The organism is Agrobacterium sp. Ap1 (assembly GCF_017313375.1).
Lineage (GTDB): Bacteria > Pseudomonadota > Alphaproteobacteria > Rhizobiales > Rhizobiaceae > Neorhizobium > Neorhizobium cellulosilyticum.
The window spans coordinates 327,082-348,194 of sequence record NZ_JAFLMY010000001.1 but is presented as its reverse complement, the minus strand read 5'-3'; the positions used below and the strand labels follow the sequence as shown (position 1 = coordinate 348,194).

Sequence of the window (21,113 nt, the reverse complement as noted above, 5' to 3'; positions counted from 1 at the left end):
CTTCACGGAGGAATTCATGAAGCCCACCGTCCATGATATCGCGCGTAGCGCAGGCGTCAGCCTAGCGACGGTCGATCGCGTTCTTAATGGTCGGCCCGGTGTGAGGCATGTTACCCGCGAGCGCGTCGAGCAGGCGATCTCCAGTCTTGGCTACGTGCGCGATGTGGCGGCGGCCAATCTGGCCAAAGGACGGACCTATTCCTTCGTCTTCGTGCTGCCGAATTACGACAATTCCTTCATGATCGGGATCCGTGACGAGGTTCATGCCGCAATTTCGCGGTCTGGCGCGGAGCGCACGCAAATCCGTATCGTGGAAGTGCCGCCCTTCGATGCCGCAGCATTGGCAGACGCGCTCAATCGTATCATTCCCGACAGGCCTGATGGCGTTGCATTCGTCGCCGTCGAGGGGGCCGAAGTGCATGCCGCGGTGGCAGGGCTGAAGGAGGCCGGCATCGCCGTTGTCACGCTCGTCTCCGATCTTCCCGGATCGGAACGGGATCATTTCGCCGGTATCGACAATCATGCGGCGGGACGCACGGCGGCCAATCTGCTCGGCCGGTTTACCGGTGGACGCAATGGGCGGATCGCTGTCATCGCCGGATCGATGCTGGTGCGCGACCATCGTGAGCGACTGGAAGGCTTTCTGGCGGTGATGGGCGAGAATTTTGCGCGGCTCGACGTGTTGCCGGTGATGGAAGCGCGGGACAATCCGGCGCTTACGGCTGAGGTCGTTTCGGCAGCGTTGAGGCGTTATCCCGATATTATCGGTCTTTACAGTCTTGGTGCGGGTAATCGCGGCATGGTGCATGCGCTGCGCGAGGTCGCTCGCGAGGCACGGCCTGTGGTCGTCGCTCACGAACTGACCGGAACCACGCGTGCGGCGCTTGCCGAAGACCTCATCGATGCCGTGCTCAATCAGGATGCCGGCCACGAGGTACGCAGCGCCATCCGCGTGCTGAAGGGCAAGGTGGAGGGCCTGTCGGTGATTGCCGCACAGGAGCGTATTCGTATCGACATATTCCTGAAGGACAACATGCCCTGAGGGCAGAATGAAAGGACAGTACATGTATCTCGGTCTCGATCTCGGCACTTCCGGCGTCAAAGCGATGCTGATCGATGGCGACCAGAAGATCATCGGTTCGGCGAGCGGTGCGCTCGATGTTTCGCGCCCGCATTCCGGCTGGTCCGAGCAGGATCCGGCGCATTGGGTTCGTGCCTGCGAAGAGGCGATCGCAGGCCTGAAAGTTGCGCATCCGGCGGAGCTTTCGGCGGTGAAGGGCATCGGTCTTTCCGGCCAGATGCACGGCGCGACATTGCTGGATGCAGAGGACAATGTTCTGCGGCCGTGCATTTTGTGGAACGACACACGCTCCTTCCACGAGGCGGCGGAACTCGATGCCGATCCGCGTTTTCGGGCGATCACCGGCAATATCGTGTTTCCCGGCTTTACCGCGCCGAAGCTGGCCTGGGTGAAGAAAAACGAGCCGGAGATTTTTGCCAAGATCGCCAAGGTGCTGTTGCCGAAGGACTATCTGCGTCTCTGGCTGACAGGCGAGTATATTTCTGAAATGTCCGATTCTGCCGGTACCTCCTGGCTCGATACCGGCGCGCGCAAATGGTCGTCCGAACTGCTTGCGGCGACCGATCTTTCGGAGGCGCAGATGCCGTCTCTGGTCGAAGGGACCGATCAGGCAGGCAAGCTGCGCGGCGAGCTGAAATCCAAATGGGGTATTTCCGGCGATGTGGTCGTGGCGGGCGGGGCAGGCGACAATGCCGCTTCGGCCTGCGGCATGGGTACGGTGAAGGAAGGGCAGGCTTTCGTCTCGCTCGGCACGTCCGGCGTGCTGTTTGCTGCCAACGGTTCCTATCTGCCGAAGCCGGAAAGCGCCGTTCATGCCTTCTGCCACGCTTTGCCGAATACCTGGCACCAGATGGGCGTCATCCTTTCGGCTGCAGATGCGATCAACTGGCATGCGAAGGTGATGGGGAAATCGGCGGCAGAACTGTCCGGCGAACTCGGCGATACGCTGAAGGCGCCGACCGGTGTCACCTTCCTGCCCTATCTTTCGGGTGAGCGCACGCCGCATAATGATGCGGTTATCCGCGGCGCGTTTATCGGCCTCGAACACGAGTCGAGCCGTGTGGTCTTGACCCAGGCGGTGCTGGAAGGCGTGACCTTTGCGATCCGCGACAATCTCGAGGCGCTGAAATCCGCGGGAACCTCGATTTCCCGTGTGACGGCGATCGGCGGCGGTTCGCGCTCGCGTTACTGGCTGTCCTCGATCGCGACCTCGCTTGGTGTTCCGGTCGATATTCCGGCTGACGGAGATTTCGGTGCGGCCTTCGGTGCAGCCCGCCTCGGTCTGATTGCGGCGACGGGGGCCGATCCGGTTTCTGTCTGCTCTGCACCGAAGACGGAGGCGACGATCGATCCGGTTTCTGCGCTGTCTAATGCCTATGAGGCTGCCTATTCGCGTTACCGCGCCGCCTATCCGGCAATCCGGGCGATTGCCGGCTGATTTTATCGGGGAGGGGGTAGACCCCTCCTCAAAAACCGAGCCGGAATATAAGCATTTTTTGGCTCACAATGAGGTACGTACCTCAATTTAAGTTTAGAGAAGCTTTCCAAGGAGGAAACACATATGAGCACAGGATTTTTCGGCGATATTTCGAAGATCAAGTACGAGGGACCGGACAGCACCAATCCGCTGGCCTATCGCTTCTACAATCCCGATGAGATTGTTGCGGGTAAGCGGATGGAAGATCATCTGCGCTTTGCCGTAGCCTACTGGCACTCGTTTGCCTGGGAGGGCGGCGATCCCTTCGGTGGACGCACATTCGACCGTCCGTGGTATGGCGACGAGATGGGCAAGGCCAAGCTGAAGGCCGATGTCGCGTTCGAAATGTTCTCGCTGCTCGGTGCTCCCTATTACTGCTTCCACGATGCCGACGTTCGCCCCGAGGGCAAGACGTTTGCCGAGAACACCAAGAACCTCAACGAGATTGTCGATTACTTCGCCAAGAAGCAGGAAGAGACCGGCGTTAAACTGCTCTGGGGCACGGCGAACCTGTTTTCCAACCGCCGCTTCATGGCCGGTGCCTCGACCAATCCGGATCCGGATGTGTTTGCCTATTCGGCTGCGACCATCAAGACCTGCATGGACGCGACGATGAAGCTCGGCGGCGAGAACTATGTTCTATGGGGTGGTCGCGAAGGTTACGAGACGCTGCTCAATACCGACCTGAAGCGCGAATTCGACCAGATGGCGCGGATGCTGCATATGGTGGTGGAATACAAATACAAGATCGGCTTCAAGGGCCAGATCCTGGTCGAGCCGAAGCCGCAGGAGCCGACCAAGCACCAGTATGACTATGACGTCGCGACCGTTTACGGCTTCCTGAAGAAGTACGGCCTGGAAAACGAAGTGAAGATGAATATCGAGCAGGGCCACGCGATCCTTGCCGGCCATACGTTCGAACATGAGCTGGCGCTCGCTGCCGCTCACGGCATCTTCGGTTCGATCGACATGAACCGCAACGACTACCAGTCCGGCTGGGATACCGACCAGTTCCCCAACAACGTTCCGGAAATGGCGCTGGCCTATTATCAGGTTCTGCTCGCAGGCGGGTTTACCACCGGCGGTACGAACTTCGATAGCAAGCTGCGTCGCCAGTCGATTGATCCGGCCGACCTGTTGATCGGCCATATCGGCGGCATGGATTGCTGCGCCCGAGGACTGAAGGCAGCGGCGAAGATGGTGGAGGACGGTGCGCTGTCGAAGCCGCTCGCCGACCGTTATGCGAAGTGGGACAGTGCGGATGCGCAGAAGATGCTGCGCGGCGAATTGAAGCTCGAAGAGATCGCCGCAAAGGTGGAGCGCGAAAACATCAATCCGGAACCTAAGTCCGGCCGCCAGGAATATCTGGAAAACGTTGTCAACCGGTATGTGTAATTTGAGTCATTAAGCTCCGCTGAACTTGATTTCGCTCACGCCATCCATCACAAGTTGGCGTGAGCATCCTTTGGGATTTGAAACCAAGCGCAAAGCAAGGCGGTTTTATTCTTCGTTTTCGAGACGGCCAGCACGCTCGCGACGACGTATCTCTGCGAAAACATGAAACATCTGACCGCGAGTGGCAGTGCTTCGAATTTTTGGCGAACGACCCTGTTCCTTTGCAGCAGAACGATTGCTTGGGCTTGCTTCGCGGTGCAAAGCCATCTCCTCAATCCACACAGACAGCATGCAGACAATCGGAATAACAATTAAAGCAGTAGCTACGGCACCTACACCAATGTTCGAAATCGGAGTATTTGGAATTGCTGAGGCTATAATCAGACCAATTACAGAAAAAACGCCGTTGATCCAAAGCAAAGCTTGGCGTCGTCTATCTCGGTCTTTGTATTGAGAAATCTTGTTATGGTAGCGAATCGTTACATCTCGTCTGTAATCGTTTAGATCAGTCGTAGACATATTTTTCCACTTGACTGTGTTGAGCAGTGTCCCTTCGGGAACCATCCGTGCAGAAATTTCCCCGTCCCGTTTTCTCAACTCGGCGATCTGTTGAACAGCCTCATCAGCCCATTTTTCCAGTTTGGCCTCTCTGGGTTGTCGATACGAGGCATGCGCACCGAGTACAAAGCTTAGGGCTGCGCCGAGTTGCAGTGCTGAAATCCAATTTTCGAGCAAAAATAATCTCCGTCCTTAAAAAATGTCGTCGATCATGACAGTGCATTTTTACCCGATCGGAGATTATCTTCTCGTTCGCCTAAAGCTTAGAATTTTAGCAGGCCACTTCCGTACACTGAAAAATGGTAGCGGTAATTGGCAAGAATTAAACAATGTCGATCTAAGTGTCCGGCGTCTCGCTGCAAACTCATTTGCCGGCGATGCCATCCAGTTTGCTCAGGGCGTCCTGAGGCAACTTCAGCTCACCCGCGGCGAGATTTTCCTTCAGGTGGCCAATTGAGGACGTGCCGGGGATGAGAAGAATGTTCGGCGAGCGCTGCAGCAGCCAAGCGAGGGCGACCTGCATCGGCGTGGCGTTCAGGCGTGCCGCGACATCTGAAAGCGTCGAGGACTGCAGCGGCGAGAAACCTCCGAGCGGGAAGAAGGGGACGTAAGCCATACCTTCCTTGGCCAGCTGATCGATGAACGCATCGTCTTCGCGATGGGCGAGATTGTACTGGTTCTGGACGCAGACGATCTCGGTGATCTTGCGTGCTTCGGCGATCTGGGTGGGCGTGACGTTCGACACGCCGATATGGCGGATAAGGCCCTGACGCTGTAGATCGGCCAGAACCGTCACCAGTTCCTCGATCGATCCTTCCGCCGGGCCGTGGATGCCGTGCATCGAGCGGAAGTTGACGATGTCGATGACATCGAGGCCAAGATTGCGGAGATTGTCGTGGACGGCGGCGGTAAGCTCCTCCTTCGACATGGCCGGCAGCCATTCGGCATTCGGGCCGCGTTTTGCGGAAACCTTGGTGACGATGGTGAGATTGTCCGGGTAGGGATGCAGCGCTTCACGGATGATCTGATTGGTGACATGCGGACCGTAGAAATCGCTGGTGTCGATATGATCAACGCCGGCCTCGATCGCAGCGCGCAGGACGGCGACGGCAGCTGCGCGATCCTTCGGCTGGCCGAAGACGCCCGGGCCGGCCAGCTGCATGGCGCCGTAGCCGATGCGCTTGACCGTATGGCTGCCCATCTTGAACGTGCCGGATTTTGCGAGATCGAATGTGCTCTGATCGGACATGGGGATGCTCCTTTTGCTGATCGCCAGTTGTTCGTGATCTTCGGCGAAATGGAAATAGCGCCGCTGCGTTCCCTTTATAAGTCTGAACAATTCGGATAGTCTGTACGCTGAAACGGACAATTGGATGAAAGCTCCATGGGCGTGGAAATCAGCGATTTGCAGGCCTTTCTTACCGTGGCGCGGGCCGGTGGATTTCGCGAGGGTGCGCGTATCAGCGGCGGCAGCGCATCGGGATTGAGCGATGCCGTGCGGAGGCTGGAAACCCAGCTTGGCGTGCGGCTGCTCAATCGGACGACGCGTAGCGTGGCGACGACGGAGGCGGGGCAGGGTCTCATCGACCGGCTGGCGCCGGCGCTGGCGGAAATGGAAGCGGCGCTCGATGTCGTCAACGGGTTTCGCGAGCGGCCTGCGGGTGTGCTGAAGCTGAACGTGCCGGTCAGTGCGGCGCGGCTGGTCTTGCCGTTGATCGTACCGCGATTTCTGGCGGCCTATCCGGACATTCGGCTGGAACTGATGATCGAGGACAGTTTTGTCGACGTGATCGCTGCGGGCTGCGATGCCGGTATCCGTTATGACGAGCGGCTGGCGCAGGACATGATCGCGGTGCCGATTGGCCCACGCACCCAGCGTTTTGCCGCGGTTGCCTCGAAGGATTATCTCGACCGGCGCGGTCGGCCCGCGCATCCGCGCGATCTGATGCAGCATGCCTGTATCCGCAATCGTTTCGCCAGCGGTTCCATGCCGGATTGGGAATTCGAGCGGGACGGCGAGACGGTGTTGATCGATCCGCCTGCCGCGCTGATCGTACAGACGGGCGGCGGCGTCGATCTTGCGGTCGATTGCGCCAAGGCAGGGGCGGGTATCGTGACGCTGTTCGAGGATTGGCTGCGCCCGCATATCGACAGCGGGGCGCTGGAGCCGGTGCTGGAAGAATGGTGGCCGGAATTTTCGGGGCCATTTCTCTATTATCCCGGTCGCCGGCTGGTGCCGGCGCCGCTCAGAGTTTTTATCGATTTCATCAAGGCAGCTTGAGCAGGGATGGCGCGCAACTTTCGCGTTCAAATTTTCATAACGCAGAGTTGAAGTTTGGCTCGGACAGCGTTTTGACATGGCGCATTATCGGGGAGCCAATTGGTCGGCTAGAACCTTGCGGCAAACATAAGGAGATCTTCATGTCAGTTCGTGCACCGCAATTCTTCGGTTCGCCGTCGCTTCAGAGCGGATTGAGCGCCCTGGAATACGAGATTGCCGAGGAGCGTGCGAGCGCACTTGGACGAAACGGACGGCAGGTAGAAGCCAACCTTGAAAAGCTTCGTAAATGGGATGCTGATTCTGCTGGCAAGGCTGAGGCAAAGCGCCTTGATCTGGTGCAGGACGCTGCCGAAGCCGTCTGGGGGCTTTTTGTCCAGCGGGAATTGTGTGGCCTGAGCAATGGTCCCGATGTCGCGAAGGATTATCAGATCCCCGGCGAGGTGATGGCCAAGGTCGGGACCTTCAGACGTTCGGCATCATGACGCAGAGTTGACGTTCAATTCTGCTTTACGTACCTCATATCTTTGGATAGCCTGAAATACAGGGAGGATTTCAGGTGCACCACATCGCTTGCGAGGAGGCAGGCGTTGGGGGCGTGTCGCATGGCGACCGTTTCACGACGCTCGTGAATTTGAGGTCGGGTGGATGACAATATCCCCCGCAACCGCTGATTCATCCACCAGTTCGCCGCTGCTCGAAGCAAGCGGCCTGTCGAAGACGTTCGGGATCATCGAGGTCTTGAAGGATATTTCGCTGACCGTTCGCGCCGGCGAGGTTCATGCGATCATCGGCGAGAACGGTGCCGGCAAATCCACATTGATGAAGATCCTTGCCGGCAACCATCAGCCGACGCGCGGCGAGATCAATATCGATGGAACTCCGGTGAGTTTCTCCGGTCCGGTGGATGCGGAAAACCACGGTATCGTGCTGGTGCATCAGGAGATATTGCTCGCGCCCGACCTGACGGTGGCGCAAAATATCTATCTCGGTCGTGAGCTGAGGAAGGGGCTGGTCGTCGACGATCAGGCTATGCGTTCCGGTGCACGGCAGGCGATCGTCGATCTCGGTGGCTATATCGACCCGGATACGATCGTCTCTCGGCTTTCCATCGCTCAACGCCAGCTGGTGCAGATCGCCCGCGTACTGCTGGTGCCGCACCGGATCGTCATCTTCGACGAACCGACCGCATCCCTGACGCCGCATGAGACCGAGGCCTTGCTGAAGGTCATCCGTGATATCCGCGCCAAGGGTGTCGGCGTGCTCTACATTTCGCATCGCCTGCCGGAGGTGAAGGAGATTGCCGACCGTGTTACCGTTCTGCGTGACGGGAGGCTTGTCGGTTCACATGATGCCGCGGAACTTCAGCCGGCGGACATGGCACGGCTGATGGTGGGGCGCGATGTTGCGAAGCTTTATCCCGACCGGCATGCGGCAGAGGTGCGTCAGGCGGTGCTCGAGGTCGAAGGGTTCGACGTTCCGGGTTTTGCGCGCGATGCCGGTTTCACACTTCGTAAAGGCGAGATCCTCGGTTTCGCCGGGTTGATCGGCGCTGGGCGGACGGAGCTGATGGAAGGGTTGGTCGGATTGCGCCCGGCCAAGGGCAAGGTGGTGCTGAATGGGCATACGGTCTCATTCACTGACGTGCATTCGAGCCTGAAAGCCGGCGTCGCCTATCTTTCCGAGGACCGGAAGGGCAAGGGATTGCTGCTGACCAAGGATCTTCGGGTCAACCTGACGCTTGCCTCGCTCGGAAAATTCATTCGCGGCCTGCAGATCGACAGGAAGCGTGAGGCCGAAGCGCTCGACAACGCGATCAGGGATTTCGATATCCGGACGGGGACGAAAAACATCCTTGCCGGACAGCTTTCCGGCGGCAACCAGCAAAAACTCCTGCTTGCCAAGATGATGATGCTCGACCCGCAGGTCGTCATCATCGACGAACCGACCCGCGGCATCGATATCGGCAACAAGGAACAGATCTACAAATTCATCGCGGCCTTGGCCGAAGAGGGGCGGTCGATCATCGTCGTTTCCTCCGAGATGCCCGAACTGATCGGCATCTGCGATCGCATTCTGGTGATGCGGACGGGGAGGATCGTCGGCGAGGTTCAGGGAGAGAACATGACCGAAAACGAGATCGTTCAGCTAGCCACGGGCGTGAATGCAGGAGCGGTGGCATGAGCGCGGCGACAACAGATAAGGCCAAGGTGCCGAAGACATCGCGGGATTGGGATATGGCGGCGATTGCACCATTCGTGGCGCTCGCCCTGCTTCTGGTGCTCGGATATTTCGCCAATCCGAATTTCGTTTCCGTTGCCAACCTGACCAATGTCATCACCCGCAGCGCCTTCATTGCGATCATCGCGCTCGGTGCGACCTATGTGATCTCATCCGGCGGGCTCGACCTTTCCGTCGGGGCCATGGTCGCTTTCGTGGCGAGCCTGATGATCCTGTTCATGAATACCGGTGCGATCGGTGACCCGATGCTGATGCTGGTTGCCGCGATGCTGGTGGCGCTTGGTCTTGGAGCCGCCTGCGGGCTGGCGAACGGGCTAATCACGACCGTCGGCAAGATCGAGCCTTTCATTGCCACGCTCGGAACCATGGGCATCTATCGAGGCCTGACGACATGGCTCAGCCAGGGCGGTTCGATCACGGTGCGGGACCGCGAGCTGCAGCAGCTTTATCGTCCGGTTTATTTCGGTGATGTCTTCGGTGTTCCGATCCCGATCATCGTCATCTTCGCCACCGCAGCACTGGCCGCCTTCGTGCTTTATCGCACTCGTTACGGCCGGCACCTGATCGCCGTCGGCTCGAACGAGGAAGTGGCACGGTATTCGGGCATATCGGTGCAGAAGGTGCGCACCATTGCCTATATCGTGCAGGGGCTTTGCGTCGCGGTTGCGGTGATCATCTATGTGCCGCGCCTCGGCTCGACTTCGGCAACGACGGGCATTCTTTGGGAACTGCAGGCAATCACGGCGGTTGTTGTTGGCGGCACGGCATTGAGGGGTGGTGTCGGGCGGATCTGGGGCACGGTCTGCGGGGCGTTCATCCTCGAGATCGTCGGCAATATCATGCTGCTTTCCAACTTCGTCAGCGAATATCTGATCGGCGCAATCCAGGGGGCGATCATCATCATCGCCATGCTGGTGCAGCGGTCGCTGATGCGGAAGTGAGGAGGCATTCGCAATAGGCCGGGCCATCTGGGGTAGGTCCGGTCAGGAGGAGATCACCCCGCATAACCTTGGGAGAGAGAACATGCACAAGAGATTATTGGGCTATGCCGCAGCGGCGCTGACGGCATTTGCCGTGGCAGTGCCGGCGACGACTTTTGCCCAGGAGGCAAAGAAGGTGACGATCGGCGTTTCCATTCCAGCGGCTGACCATGGCTGGACTGCCGGCGTGGTGTTCCATGCCGAACGTGTCGCCAAGCTTCTGATGGCCGAGCACAAGGGCTTGAATGTCATCGTGAAGACTTCGGCCGATCCGGCAAGCCAGGCGAATGCAGTGCAGGATCTGGCGGTGCAGGGCATTGATGCACTGGTCATCCTGCCGACCGATCCGGATCAGCTCGTATCGGCCATCCAGCAGGTGAAGGACGACGGCAAGTTCGTGGCGCTGGTCGACCGCGCGCCTTCCGTCAACGACAACACGATCCGCGATCTCTATGTGGCCGGTAACAACCCTGCACTCGGCGAAGTCGCCGGTCAGTATATCGCCAAGACGACGCCGGAGGCCGAAGTCGTCATCATCCGCGGCCTGCCGATCCCGATCGACCAGCAGCGCCAGGACGGTTTCGACAAGGGGATCGAAGGCTCGAAGGTGAAGGTTCTCGACCGCCAGTATGGCAACTGGAGCCGCGACGACGCATTCCGCGTGATGCAGGACTATCTCACCAAATACCCGAAGATCGACGTGGTCTGGTGCCAGGATGACGACATGGCTGTCGGCGTGCTGGAAGCCATCGAGCAGGCGAAGCGTACAGACATCAAATATGTCATCGGCGGCGCCGGTTCGAAGGACATGATCAAGAAGGTCATGGATGGCGACAAGATGATGCCGGTCAACGTGCTCTATCCACCGGCCATGGTGGCGACCGCTATGGAACTCACGGCCGGCAATTTCTATGACCAGGTTCCGGTCAGCGGCAATTACATCCTCGATGCCACGCTGATCACCAAGGACAACGCGGAGAGCTTTTACTTCCCTGACTCGCCGTTCTGATAGGCCTTTTCGAGCGCGCACGGTTGTCAGCCTGCGCGCTCGTACCATGTTCTGAATTGTATAAGCGGAGGAATTTTTGATGAAGACGATCAAGGGACCCGGCATTTTTCTCGGGCAGTTCGCGGGTGATGCGGCGCCGTTCAATACCTGGGACGGGATTACCAAATGGGCGGCGGAGAAGGGCTATGTCGGCGTGCAGGTGCCGACCTGGGCGAGCCAGCTGATCGACTTGAAAAAAGCTTCGACCTCCAAGGATTATTGCGACGAACTGGCCGGCAAGGCGCGGGAAAACGGTGTCGAGATCACCGAACTCTCCACCCATCTTCAGGGTCAGTTGGTAGCCGTGCATCCCGCCTATGACGAGGTGTTCGACGGTTTTGCAGCGCCGGAAGTGCGCGGCAATCCCAAGGCTCGTCAGGAATGGGCGGTCGAACAGGTGAAGATGGCGATCACCGCTTCGAAACATCTCGGCATCAAGGCGCATGCGACCTTCTCAGGCGCGCTTGTCTGGCCGTATCTCTATCCGTTTCCGCAGCGTCCGGCCGGTCTGGTGGAGACTGCCTTCGACGAACTGGCGAAACGCTGGACACCGATTTTGAACCATGCCGACGAAAATGGCGTCGATGTTTGCTACGAGATCCATCCGAGCGAAGATCTGCATGACGGCATTACCTTCGAGATGTTCCTGGAACGCGTGAAAAACCATCCGCGCGCCAACATGCTCTACGACCCATCGCATTATGTGCTGCAGTGCCTCGATTATCTCGACAACATCGACATCTACAAGGACCGGATCAAGATGTTCCACGTCAAGGACGCGGAATTCAATCCGACCGGACGGCAGGGCGTTTATGGCGGTTTCCAGAGCTGGGTGAACCGCGCCGGCCGCTTCCGCTCGCCGGGTGACGGGCAGGTGGATTTTGGCGCAATCTTCTCGAAAATGGCGGCCAACGATTTCGATGGCTGGGCCGTGGTCGAGTGGGAATGCGCGCTGAAACATCCGGAAGATGGAGCGCGGGAAGGGGCCGAATTCGTCAAGGCGCATATCATCCGCGTGACCGAATACGCGTTTGACGATTTTGCCGCGGGCGGTACGGACGAGGCGGCCAACAGGCGGATGTTGGGGCTTTAGGGGCCGGTTGGCCTTCACACAGAAGTTGTGGCTTGTGGTTTGCCCCTCACCCTAACCCTCTCCCCGTCATTACGGGGAGAGGGAACGTGCCTCGATTGGGACGGAGAGATTGCGGCTTGTGTCCTTCTCCCCGCTAGCGGGGAGAAGGTGCCGGCAGGCGGATGAGGGGCAGCTCCGCAGAACATTTCAAGGAGAGATTTCATGGCAATCGAAGGAAAACAGGAAGATACCCGCGAGCCGCGGATCCGGCTCGGCATGGTGGGCGGTGGTTCGGGCGCCTTTATCGGTGCCGTGCATCGCATGGCGGCGCGGCTGGATGATCAGTTCGAGCTCGTCGCGGGAGCGTTGTCGTCGACGCCGGAAAAGGCGTTGGTCTCGGGGCGGGAACTCGGGCTCGATGCGTCGCGCACCTATGGTTCCTACAAGGATATGGCGATCCGTGAAGCGCGGTTGAAGGACGGCATCGAGGTGGTGTCGATCGTCACGCCCAACCATGTGCATTTCGAAGCTGCCCGCGAGTTTCTGAAGCGCGGCATTCATGTCATCTGCGACAAGCCGCTGACCTCCAATCTGGCTGACGCCAAGAAGCTGAAGAAGCTTGCCGACGAAAGCGATGCGCTGTTCATCCTGACGCATAACTATACCGGTTATCCGATGGTGCGGCAGGCGCGCGAGATGATCGCCAATGGCGATCTCGGCAAGCTGCGCGTGGTGCAGGTCGAATATGCGCAGGATTGGCTGACCGAGGCTGCCGAACAGACCGGTGCAAAACAGGCGGTGTGGCGCACCGATCCGGCGCAGTCGGGTGCCGGCGGCTCGACCGGCGATATCGGCACGCATGCCTATAACCTTGCATCCTTCGTTACCGGACTGACCCTGGAGAGCCTTGCGGCTGATCTCGACAGTTTCGTGCCGGGCCGGAGATTGGATGACAATGCCCATGTGATGCTGCGTTTTGCCGAAGGCGCGAAGGGCATGCTCTGGTGCAGCCAGGTGGCGCCAGGCAACGAGAACGGGCTGAAGCTGCGCGTCTATGGCGAAAAGGGTGGGCTGGAATGGGCGCAGGAGAACCCGAATTATCTCTGGTTCACGCCATTCGGTGACCAGAAACGGTTGATCACCCGCAATGGCGCGGGAGCAGGGGCCGCGGCGGGGCGCGTCTCGCGCATCCCGTCGGGTCATCCCGAAGGCTATCTGGAAGCTTTCGCAACGATCTACACGGAGGCCGCGCGTGCCATCCATGCGAAGAAGAAGGGTACGAAGCTCGACAAGGCGGTGATCTATCCGACCGTGGATGACGGTGTGAAGGGTGTCACTTTCGTTGAGGCCTGCGTTGCGTCTTCGAAACGGAACGGCGCTTGGGTCAAGCTCTGATTGTGCTCGGACTCGGATGGCAGGACTTACCGGTTCTGCCATTCGCCTTGCTTTGGTCGGTTTCAGCCGATAGATGACTGATCGTCAGCAATACCAACAGGATGTGTGCCGCAATGGATTTCATCTCGATCGCAACGCCGCTTTGCCTTGCAATCCAGGGAAATCATATCCATGCCTGCTTCCATCACACTTTCCAATCTTACGTGGTCCACGCCTGACGGCCGCAATCTTTTCTCCAATATCGATCTGAGCTTTTCGGCTGAACGCGCCGGGCTTGTCGGCCGCAATGGCGTCGGCAAAACGACTATCCTGAAGCTCATCGCCGGGCAGATTCAGCCGCAGACCGGCTCTATTTCCGTTCATGGCAGCATCGGCATGATGCGCCAGAGCGTGCAGCTCGATGATGACCAGACGATCGCGGCTCTCTTCGACGCAACTGCCGATCTTGCGCTGCTGAAAAGGGCGGTTGCCGGTGACGCAACTATCGAGGAGATAGGTATCGTCGATTGGTTCGTCGAGGAACGTATTGCCTCCGCACTTTCCGGTGCCGGTCTCGATGTGAGGCCGGAGACTCATCTTTCATCCCTTTCCGGTGGGCAGCGCACTCGGGCGGGACTTGCCGCGCTCATTTTTCACAAGCCGGATTTTCTGCTGCTGGACGAGCTGACCAACAATCTCGACAGGGACGGGCGTAATGCCGTTATCGATCTTCTGTCGCGCTGGAGGGCCGGGGCGATCGTGGTCAGCCATGACCGTGAGCTTCTCGACGGCATGGATGCGATCATCGAACTGACGACGCTTGGCGCCAGGCGGTATGGAGGCAACTGGAGCCGGTTTCGGGAGCGCAAGGCGCTGGAACTGGCGGCAGCCGAACAGGATCTGGCGGATGCGGAAAAGACGTTCGACGAGATCGCCCGCACTGCCCAGGTTCAGGCGGAACGCAAGGCGCGCGGGGATCGTGCCGGCAAGCGCAAGGCTGATCGAGGCGACATGCCGCGCATCGTGGCTGGCGGATTGAAGATGCAAAGCGAGGTCACCAGCGGCGAGAATGCCCGGCTGGCGGCGCGGCGCAAGCAGCGGGCATCGGAAGCGATAACGGAAGCGCGGCAGAGGATCGAGATCCTGCAGCCGTTTTCGGCGCATATCGCTTCGACCGGGCTTCCCGTGGCCAAGACCGTGTTGCGGCTCGATCATGTGAGCGTCGGCTATGGCGAAGGGGCACCCGTTCTGTCGGACATTTCTTTCGATCTGGTCGGGCCGGAACGGGTCGCCATTGTCGGTTCCAACGGTTCAGGCAAGACGACGCTGATCCGGGCAATAACGGGTGCGATCGCGCCATCCGAGGGCACCGTGTCCATCTTCACGGATTATGCATTGCTTGATCAGACTGTCAGCCTGCTCGATGCGGGAACGAAGATCCGGGACAATTTTCGTCGCCTTAATCCGGATGCCGACGAGAATACTTGCAGGGCGGCTTTGGCCCGCTTCATGTTTCGGGCGGACGCGGCATTGCAGGTGGTCTCAACGTTGAGCGGTGGCCAGATGCTGAGGGCGGGGCTAGCATGCGTGCTCGGCGGGAAAAATCCTCCGCCATTGCTCATTCTGGATGAGCCGACCAATCATCTGGATCTCGATTCCATCGCGACGGTGGAGCGCGGACTTTCGGCTTATGACGGAGCGCTTCTGGTCATCAGTCATGACGAGGTGTTTCTGGATGCGATCGGCATCACGTGCAGGCTGGAATTGCCTGCGCGAACAAAAGGCTGAGGGGGTGCCTCAGCCTTTTCGACGTTCTTACTTGCTCTTCATCTTGGCATCGACGCTGACCGGGCCGGGACCGGCGGCGAAGATATAGAGGAAGATGAAGCAGAACAGGATGGCCGCTACGCCGCCGTTTTGCGCCGGATAGATGCCGCGCGGAAAATGGCCGATGAAATAGGCGAAGGCCATCAGGCCGGAAAGGACGAAGGCTGCATAACGCGTCTTGAAGCCGATGAGTACGCATAAGCCGAGCACCAGTTCCAGCATGCCGGCGATCCAGGACATCGAACCTACCGGCGGCACGCTCTGGGCAGCCGGGAAATGCAGGATCTTCTGGGTGCCGTAGCTGAACAGGACCAATGCCGAAATGGCACGGAGCAGGCTCAGGAAATACGGCTGGGAGCGGTCGAGGTTTTGCAACATGGGTGTTTCCATTTGATTCCAATGGAACGCTTCATCCTTCGCCAAATATTGCAGCGCAACACAACTCGGTTGAAATCGTCGTGATCAGTCGGAAATCTCAACGAAACATTGAACCCAGTCGCAGAACGAGCTTACGATCGAAGAGATTGGATTTGTCGTACATCCAGGTCAGGGCTTCTGTCGTTGACCAAGCCTTCTTGTAGGGGCGTACGGTAGTCAGCGCGTCGAAGACATCGCAGACGGTGCAGATGCGAACAGCGGTGCTGATCTGTTCGGCCTTCAGGCCAAGCGGATAACCGCTCCCATCCAGTGTCTCGTGATGCAGGCGGCAGACATCGAGGATGAGATCCGACACGCCGCCGAGCTTCTTCATGTGGCGATATCCGATTTCGGGATGGTTGCGGATCACACGCTTTTCGGCAGCGTTCAGTTCGCCCGGCTTATTGAGAATAGCATTGGGGATAAGCAGCTTGCCCAAATCGTGCAAAATGCCGGCTCGGCCGATCTCGTCGACCAGGGCTTCGTCGAATTCCAGCAGGACCGCCATCTGCGCCATCAGGCCGGCAACGGAGACCGAATGTAGATAGGTTCCCTTGTCCTTGGTTTTCAAGCGTGTGACCTGCATGAAGAGGTCGGGGGCGGCTTCGACGGCCCGGCGAGCCAAGGCAGCCGATTGGGTGATCTGCTCCATGTCGACCCTGCCGGAGACCATGTCCGTCACGCCTTGGCGCATGGTGGTCATGGCGTAGTCTACCGCCCTGTCGGTATGGGTTGCCGTTGGCTTGTCGAGTGAGGCAAGTTTCGCGTAACGCGGCGGCGCGCGTTCGAGGAGAGCTGTTGCGTCGATACGGCTTTTCTGGCGACTGACAAGGATGTCTGTAGCGGAGGAGTGGAGGATCGCCTTCATATCCTCTTCGGAGTCGAGCATGAACCGCCGCCGGGAGAACTCACTGCTCGGGCATTCGACCGATTCTATAAAAAGGCCGGGCTGGACAAGATTTTTCGGTAATCGAAGTATCACGCCACTCAATTCCTCGAATTGTGAGGATATTTGGCGCTATCGAGAATGAATAAATCACCTATTTGGGTGATGCCGCAGCTTTATTTTTGTCTGTTGGTGAAGAGTTTATTAGCGGAGGTTGCGGTTTCGTCGTGGGTGAATCCGAATCCTTCACTTCAGATGCTTTCTCTCGTCGCTGTGATGGGAAACAGTTGCCTGACGCGAGGTGAGTAGCTCCGCCACCTTAAGATGGCGGAGCCGGATGCAATCAGTGCGTTGCCGCGTCGCGAACAGCCTTGACCTCGGCCGCCGAAACGCTTGGTGCCTTGTTGTGCCAGCCTTGTCGCAGGAAGGTGGCAAGCGTTGCGACCTCTTCGTCGGACAGGCGGTTGTCGTAGCCCTGCATGCGCAGCTTCATCGGGCGGTCAGCCGTTGAAGGCAATTCCGCGCCGTGAAGGATGACGCTGATCAGGCCCTTGGGCGATTTTGCCGTGACGAGCGAGTTGCCGTCCAGTTCCGGGAAGGTCTCGCCGGCGCCCTTGCCATTGACGATATGGCAGGCAGCGCAGTTGTCGAGATAGAGGCGGGGGCCGAGCGGCATGTCGGGCTTGGCGTCCGTCAGCAGCTTTTCCGTCTCGGTTACCTCAGGCTTTGCCGAAGCGGCCGAAACATTTGCCGGCGCGGTCCCGATCTTCTTGAGATAGGTGGCGATCGCCATGTTGTCCTCATGCGTAAGGTACTGGAGCGAGTCGCGCACGACCAGCATCATTTCGCCGGTTGCCGAGGAATGGGCGTTGCGGGCAGTCGCGAGATAGGCAGCGGTCTGCTCGGTGGTCCATTTCTGCGGGCCGCTGTCCGGACCGCGAAGGTCAGGTGCGGTGTAACCGTCGATCTCGCCACCGGAGAGGAAGGCCTTCGACGTGTCGTCGATACCATCCTGCGCCATGAACAGGTTGCGCGGGCTGTGGCAGGCGGCGCAGTGGCCAGCACCTTCCACGAGATATTTTCCGCGGTTGAACTGCTCGTCCGCGCCCTGAACCGGCTTGAAACCGGCCGGATAGCTGGCAGCGAGCCAGTTCCAGGCTCGCAGGCCGAAGCGCATGTTGAACGGGAAGGCGAGCTTGGTTTCCTCGACCTTGCTGGAGACCGGTTCGACCTGATGCATGAAGTAGTCGTAGAGGGCGACAATGTCCTCTTCCGACATCTTGCGATAGTTTTCATACGGCATGGCCGGGTAGAGGTGCGTACCGTTCGGGGTCACGCCATCGTAAAGGGCCGCGCGGAAATCCGCGAGCGACCAGTTGCCGATGCCGGTTTCCTTGTCAGGCGTGATGTTGGTGGTCCAGATCGTGCCCATCGGGCTTTCGATGGCGCGGCCACCGGCGAAGGGCTTGCCACCCTCCGACGTGTGACAGGCCATGCAGTCGCCTGCGCGCATGACATATTCACCCTGGCCTTTGGCCGGCTTGAAGTCTGCAGCGAGCTGGGTGACCGGGCCGGTACGCTGCACCGGCACGAAGATGAAGGCGAGAAGGGCAGCAACACCCAGAACGACGAGGACGCCGAGAACGCGAATGAGTTTTTTCATTGTTTCTCTCCTCACACCAGCGGACGCGGGTTCGGCAGGTAATCCTTGCGGATATGTTCTGCCGCCCAATAGGCGAGGCCACCGACCATGCCGGTCGGGTTGTACTGCGTGTTCTGCGGGAAGGTGTTGGCACCCATGACGAACAGGTTATGGCAATCCCAGGACTGCAGGTAGCGGTTCAGAACCGAGGTCTTCGGATCGTCGCCGGTGACAGTGCCGCCGGTATTGTGCGTGGTCTGGTAAGGACGGACGTCGAACATGGCGCCTTCCTTCTTGAAACCTTCCTGCAACGTCGTCGGGTTCATCGACTTGGCGACCGGTTCCATCTTCTGCTTCATGAACTGCGTCTGGCGAATTTCATTCGGATGCCAGTTATAGGTCATGCGCAGCATCGGACGGCCGTGGCGGTCCTTATAGGTCGGGTCGAGGTCGAGATAGTGACCGCGATAGGACATGACGGAGCCGTGGGCGCCGATGTTCATCGCATGGCCGTACCATTCGCCGATGCCCTTCTTCCAGCCTGCGCCCCAGCTCGGAGTGCCTGCCGGCAGCGGCATCGTGTGGCCGGGCTGACCGTTGGTCTGGCCTGCACGCCAATAGGCGCCGCCGACAAAACCTTCCTTGGCGAAGTCGATATTGTCGATACCGAAATCGTCGATGCAGAAGCCGTTGGCGCCGGTGCCGATGAATGGGTTGAAGTTCTCGTCCTTGAAGAACAGCGTGTAGCCACCGGTGATCTGGTAGGCATAGTTCCGACCGACGACACCTTCGTTGGTGTTGGGGTCATAAGGCTGGCCGATACCCGAAACGAGCATCAGGTGGACGTTGTTGAGCGCAAACGCGGTCAGGATGACCAGATCGGCCGGCTGGAAAACTTCCTCGCCGGTCTTGTGGTCGAAATAGGTGACGCCGGTGACGGTCTTGCCGTCGGCGGCCTTCTCGACACGCAGAACTTCCGAATTGACGCGGTATTCAAAATTCTTCTTGCGCTTCAGGGCATCGATGATGGCCGTCTGCGGGGAAGACTTCGAATAGTTGTAGCAGCCGTAACGTTCGCAGAAACCACAATGGTTACACGGGCCCATCTGCATGTTGTATTCGTTCTTGTAGTCCTTGGAGGCAATGCCGCCCGGCGACGGGAACGGATGGTAACCGGCAGCCTTGGCAGCGTCGCGGAATTTGACGCCATCCCAGGTCGAAGGCATGGCCGGCATCGGGTATTCGTCCGAACGCGGTGCCTCGAACGGGTTGCCGCCCTCGACGATCTTGCCGTTGATATTGCCGGCCGTACCGGAAATGCCGGCAACCTTTTCGAAGCGGTCGAAATGCGGCTCGAGCTCTTCATAGGTCATCGGGTAGTCCTGGATCGTCATGTCTTCCGTCATGACGCCTGCGCCGAACTTTTCGATCACGTAGGACTTCAGGCGATATTCCGACTGCATCGGACGCCAGTTGAGGCCGTTCCAGTGGGTGCCAGCGCCGCCGACGCCGGTGCCGAGCAGGAAGGTGCCGAGGCTGCGGTAGGGCAGGGCTTCTTCGTCCAGCGAACGGCGGATGGTGACCGTCGTATTGGCCGGCTTTTCCATCATGCCGTAACGGATGCCGTATTTCAGCTCGTCGATCATGTTCGGATACTGGAAGTCGGGAACGGTCGCCTGATCGTGACCGCGTTCCAGCGCCAGAACCTCTAGGCCTTCATTGGCAAGCTCGATGCCCATGATCGCGCCTGTCCAGCCGAAGCCGACCAGAACAACGTCTTTTTTCTTCTCTGTACGTGCCATGATCGTTAGCCCCTTTCGCCGGAGATCGAGACGGGGCCAAGCGGATACTTGACGTTATGCTTGCCAACCCACTCCTTGTAGGAGCCGCGGGCACCCGGGAAGCCGATATATTTCCACGCCGCCATGCCATGGTTGCCGCCATACATCGGGTCGGAGAAATATCCTTCCTTGGTGTTGGCCAAGAGGATACCGAAAAATTCGCGCAGTTCCGGCTTGATCTTCATCTCGTCCTTCTGGAGCGAGGTCAGAGCCTTGTCCTGGGTTTCAGCATCCAGTTCGGCAAAGATCTTGCCTTGGGTGGTCTTGCACCAGTCGTCGAAGAGCGGGATTGCCTGCTGGTAGATTTCCAGCGGGCTGAGAGGCGTTTGCCAGCCGCGCAGCGGGCTTGCCGCCGGCTGATAGGGGCCGACCATGTACCAGTCGGAAGCCTTGCCGTAATCGCCGGCCAGCTGCTTGTCGATGAAGACGGGAACGCGCGTTTCGATCGCGCCGGGGCCATCGCCGTCCGACGGGATAAGTCTTGCTACCGCTGCCATGACGAAAACCCACTCACTGGGCTTGAGACAGTCCGGTTTGTATTCTGTGAGGGCGACGGGTTCAGGTTTCTGTTCGGCCTTGGCCGGAACGGCGATACCGGCAATAGCAGCGGTCGCCGCCGAGGCTTTCAGGAAACCTCGACGGGACGGCAGGCCCGGAATATCTCTCATTGTTCACTCCTTCGTGGCTGAGGGGGACAGCCATTGAAATCCAAGCGAGGCCTCCGAGACGGGGAGGGCGTCACTATGACACCTGCGCTCTATCGCCGCAGACGGAGTGCTTCAAGGATCGAAAGGCTAAATTTCGCCCAATTTTCGCCAGGATTGAGAATGTTTTTCTACAAATGAATATCTATCGCTAAAATTGTACGTCTTATTGATTGTATTTTGGAATTTGTAACTCATTTTTGCGGCAAAAAATCTATCTTTACGTGTGTTGCGCCAGACTTATGCGGTGCTTGAGAGGGTACGGGCAGCCACCTGTGGATGTTTTGCCGGT

General features: G+C 58.9%; 18 protein-coding genes. 11 read left to right on the top strand and 7 right to left on the bottom strand.

What is annotated here, in order from left to right:
- The first annotated feature begins 16 nt into the window (after window positions 1–16).
- From JZX87_RS01700 to xylA, 3 genes are all read left to right on the top strand, one after another.
- The gene (locus JZX87_RS01700) at window positions 17–1,042 is read left to right on the top strand and encodes a LacI family DNA-binding transcriptional regulator (protein ID WP_206823221.1); all 1,026 of its coding nucleotides are present in this window, start codon (window positions 17–19) and stop codon (window positions 1,040–1,042) included.
- A gap of 22 nt (window positions 1,043–1,064) precedes the next feature.
- On the top strand, window positions 1,065–2,519 hold the full coding sequence (gene xylB, locus JZX87_RS01695; protein ID WP_206823876.1) for a xylulokinase: 1,455 nt from the start codon (window positions 1,065–1,067) through the stop codon (window positions 2,517–2,519).
- Window positions 2,520–2,642: 123 nt separating this feature from the next.
- Window positions 2,643–3,953 (top strand): xylose isomerase, encoded by a 1,311-nt coding sequence (gene xylA / locus JZX87_RS01690; RefSeq protein ID WP_206823218.1) that lies wholly within the window; start codon window positions 2,643–2,645, stop codon window positions 3,951–3,953.
- Window positions 3,954–4,058: 105 nt separating this feature from the next.
- Here xylA and JZX87_RS01685 read toward each other — a convergent pair whose 3' ends face one another.
- Window positions 4,059–4,688 (bottom strand): hypothetical protein, encoded by a 630-nt coding sequence (locus tag JZX87_RS01685; RefSeq protein WP_206823215.1) that lies wholly within the window; start codon window positions 4,686–4,688, stop codon window positions 4,059–4,061.
- A 187-nt stretch (window positions 4,689–4,875) separates the two neighbouring features.
- Complete coding sequence (locus JZX87_RS01680) at window positions 4,876–5,760, bottom strand: aldo/keto reductase family oxidoreductase (protein ID WP_206823213.1); 885 nt, start codon at window positions 5,758–5,760, stop codon at window positions 4,876–4,878.
- Between the two features lie 135 nt (window positions 5,761–5,895).
- Here JZX87_RS01680 and JZX87_RS01675 point away from each other — a divergent pair, with 135 nt between their 5' ends.
- From JZX87_RS01675 to JZX87_RS01640, 8 genes are all read left to right on the top strand, one after another.
- Window positions 5,896–6,792: a LysR family transcriptional regulator gene (locus tag JZX87_RS01675; RefSeq protein ID WP_206823210.1), complete on the top strand. Its 897-nt coding sequence runs from the start codon at window positions 5,896–5,898 to the stop codon at window positions 6,790–6,792.
- A gap of 140 nt (window positions 6,793–6,932) precedes the next feature.
- Complete coding sequence (locus JZX87_RS01670; RefSeq protein ID WP_206823208.1) at window positions 6,933–7,274, top strand: DUF6665 family protein; 342 nt, start codon at window positions 6,933–6,935, stop codon at window positions 7,272–7,274.
- 163 nt (window positions 7,275–7,437) lie between these two features.
- Entirely contained in the window at window positions 7,438–8,973 is a 1,536-nt protein-coding gene (locus tag JZX87_RS01665) for a sugar ABC transporter ATP-binding protein (RefSeq protein ID WP_206823205.1), read from the top strand.
- Complete coding sequence (locus JZX87_RS01660) at window positions 8,970–9,971, top strand: ABC transporter permease (RefSeq protein WP_206823204.1); 1,002 nt, start codon at window positions 8,970–8,972, stop codon at window positions 9,969–9,971. The genes JZX87_RS01665 and JZX87_RS01660 overlap by 4 nt, the downstream gene beginning before the upstream one ends.
- Window positions 9,972–10,053: 82 nt before the next feature.
- Window positions 10,054–11,019, top strand: a complete 966-nt coding sequence (locus tag JZX87_RS01655; protein ID WP_183821021.1) for a substrate-binding domain-containing protein — start codon at window positions 10,054–10,056, stop codon at window positions 11,017–11,019.
- A 79-nt stretch (window positions 11,020–11,098) separates the two neighbouring features.
- Entirely contained in the window at window positions 11,099–12,151 is a 1,053-nt protein-coding gene (locus JZX87_RS01650) for a sugar phosphate isomerase/epimerase family protein (RefSeq protein WP_206823201.1), read from the top strand.
- A gap of 201 nt (window positions 12,152–12,352) precedes the next feature.
- Window positions 12,353–13,525 carry a Gfo/Idh/MocA family protein gene (locus JZX87_RS01645; RefSeq protein ID WP_206823198.1) on the top strand — a complete coding sequence of 391 codons (1,173 nt, stop codon included), beginning with the start codon at window positions 12,353–12,355 and terminating at the stop codon, window positions 13,523–13,525.
- A 171-nt stretch (window positions 13,526–13,696) separates the two neighbouring features.
- Window positions 13,697–15,292, top strand: coding sequence for an ABC-F family ATP-binding cassette domain-containing protein (locus JZX87_RS01640; RefSeq protein WP_206823195.1), 1,596 nt, complete (start codon window positions 13,697–13,699; stop codon window positions 15,290–15,292).
- A gap of 27 nt (window positions 15,293–15,319) precedes the next feature.
- On the opposite strand, the gene JZX87_RS01635 is transcribed toward JZX87_RS01640, so the two are convergent.
- The 5 genes from JZX87_RS01635 to JZX87_RS01615 all read right to left on the bottom strand — a co-directional run bounded on the left by JZX87_RS01635 (window position 15,320) and on the right by JZX87_RS01615 (window position 20,785).
- Window positions 15,320–15,709, bottom strand: coding sequence for a DoxX family protein (locus tag JZX87_RS01635; RefSeq protein ID WP_206823193.1), 390 nt, complete (start codon window positions 15,707–15,709; stop codon window positions 15,320–15,322).
- A 97-nt stretch (window positions 15,710–15,806) separates the two neighbouring features.
- The gene (locus JZX87_RS01630; protein WP_353654151.1) at window positions 15,807–16,730 is read right to left on the bottom strand and encodes an HD-GYP domain-containing protein; all 924 of its coding nucleotides are present in this window, start codon (window positions 16,728–16,730) and stop codon (window positions 15,807–15,809) included.
- 247 nt (window positions 16,731–16,977) lie between these two features.
- A complete protein-coding gene (locus tag JZX87_RS01625; RefSeq protein ID WP_206823188.1) occupies window positions 16,978–18,297 on the bottom strand; it encodes a cytochrome c in 1,320 nt (439 codons plus the stop codon).
- A gap of 11 nt (window positions 18,298–18,308) precedes the next feature.
- A complete protein-coding gene (locus JZX87_RS01620; RefSeq protein WP_206823186.1) occupies window positions 18,309–20,078 on the bottom strand; it encodes a GMC family oxidoreductase in 1,770 nt (589 codons plus the stop codon).
- A 5-nt stretch (window positions 20,079–20,083) separates the two neighbouring features.
- Window positions 20,084–20,785: a gluconate 2-dehydrogenase subunit 3 family protein gene (locus JZX87_RS01615; RefSeq protein WP_206823185.1), complete on the bottom strand. Its 702-nt coding sequence runs from the start codon at window positions 20,783–20,785 to the stop codon at window positions 20,084–20,086.
- Between the last annotated feature and the right edge of the window lie 328 nt (window positions 20,786–21,113).

Excerpts from the sequence above, each read along its gene's own strand:
- JZX87_RS01700 (WP_206823221.1), top strand. The coding sequence starts at position 17 with ATGAAGCCCACCGTCCATGATATCGCGCGTAGCGCAGGCGTCAGCCTA.
- xylB (WP_206823876.1), top strand. The coding sequence starts at position 1,065 with ATGTATCTCGGTCTCGATCTCGGCACTTCCGGCGTCAAAGCGATGCTG.
- xylA (WP_206823218.1), top strand. The coding sequence starts at position 2,643 with ATGAGCACAGGATTTTTCGGCGATATTTCGAAGATCAAGTACGAGGGA.
- JZX87_RS01680 (WP_206823213.1), bottom strand. The coding sequence starts at position 5,760 with ATGTCCGATCAGAGCACATTCGATCTCGCAAAATCCGGCACGTTCAAG.
- JZX87_RS01675 (WP_206823210.1), top strand. The coding sequence starts at position 5,896 with ATGGGCGTGGAAATCAGCGATTTGCAGGCCTTTCTTACCGTGGCGCGG.
- JZX87_RS01670 (WP_206823208.1), top strand. The coding sequence starts at position 6,933 with ATGTCAGTTCGTGCACCGCAATTCTTCGGTTCGCCGTCGCTTCAGAGC.
- JZX87_RS01665 (WP_206823205.1), top strand. The coding sequence starts at position 7,438 with ATGACAATATCCCCCGCAACCGCTGATTCATCCACCAGTTCGCCGCTG.
- JZX87_RS01660 (WP_206823204.1), top strand. The coding sequence starts at position 8,970 with ATGAGCGCGGCGACAACAGATAAGGCCAAGGTGCCGAAGACATCGCGG.
- JZX87_RS01655 (WP_183821021.1), top strand. The coding sequence starts at position 10,054 with ATGCACAAGAGATTATTGGGCTATGCCGCAGCGGCGCTGACGGCATTT.
- JZX87_RS01650 (WP_206823201.1), top strand. The coding sequence starts at position 11,099 with ATGAAGACGATCAAGGGACCCGGCATTTTTCTCGGGCAGTTCGCGGGT.
- JZX87_RS01645 (WP_206823198.1), top strand. The coding sequence starts at position 12,353 with ATGGCAATCGAAGGAAAACAGGAAGATACCCGCGAGCCGCGGATCCGG.
- JZX87_RS01640 (WP_206823195.1), top strand. The coding sequence starts at position 13,697 with ATGCCTGCTTCCATCACACTTTCCAATCTTACGTGGTCCACGCCTGAC.
- JZX87_RS01635 (WP_206823193.1), bottom strand. The coding sequence starts at position 15,709 with ATGTTGCAAAACCTCGACCGCTCCCAGCCGTATTTCCTGAGCCTGCTC.
- JZX87_RS01625 (WP_206823188.1), bottom strand. The coding sequence starts at position 18,297 with ATGAAAAAACTCATTCGCGTTCTCGGCGTCCTCGTCGTTCTGGGTGTT.
- JZX87_RS01620 (WP_206823186.1), bottom strand. The coding sequence starts at position 20,078 with ATGGCACGTACAGAGAAGAAAAAAGACGTTGTTCTGGTCGGCTTCGGC.
- JZX87_RS01615 (WP_206823185.1), bottom strand. The coding sequence starts at position 20,785 with ATGAGAGATATTCCGGGCCTGCCGTCCCGTCGAGGTTTCCTGAAAGCC.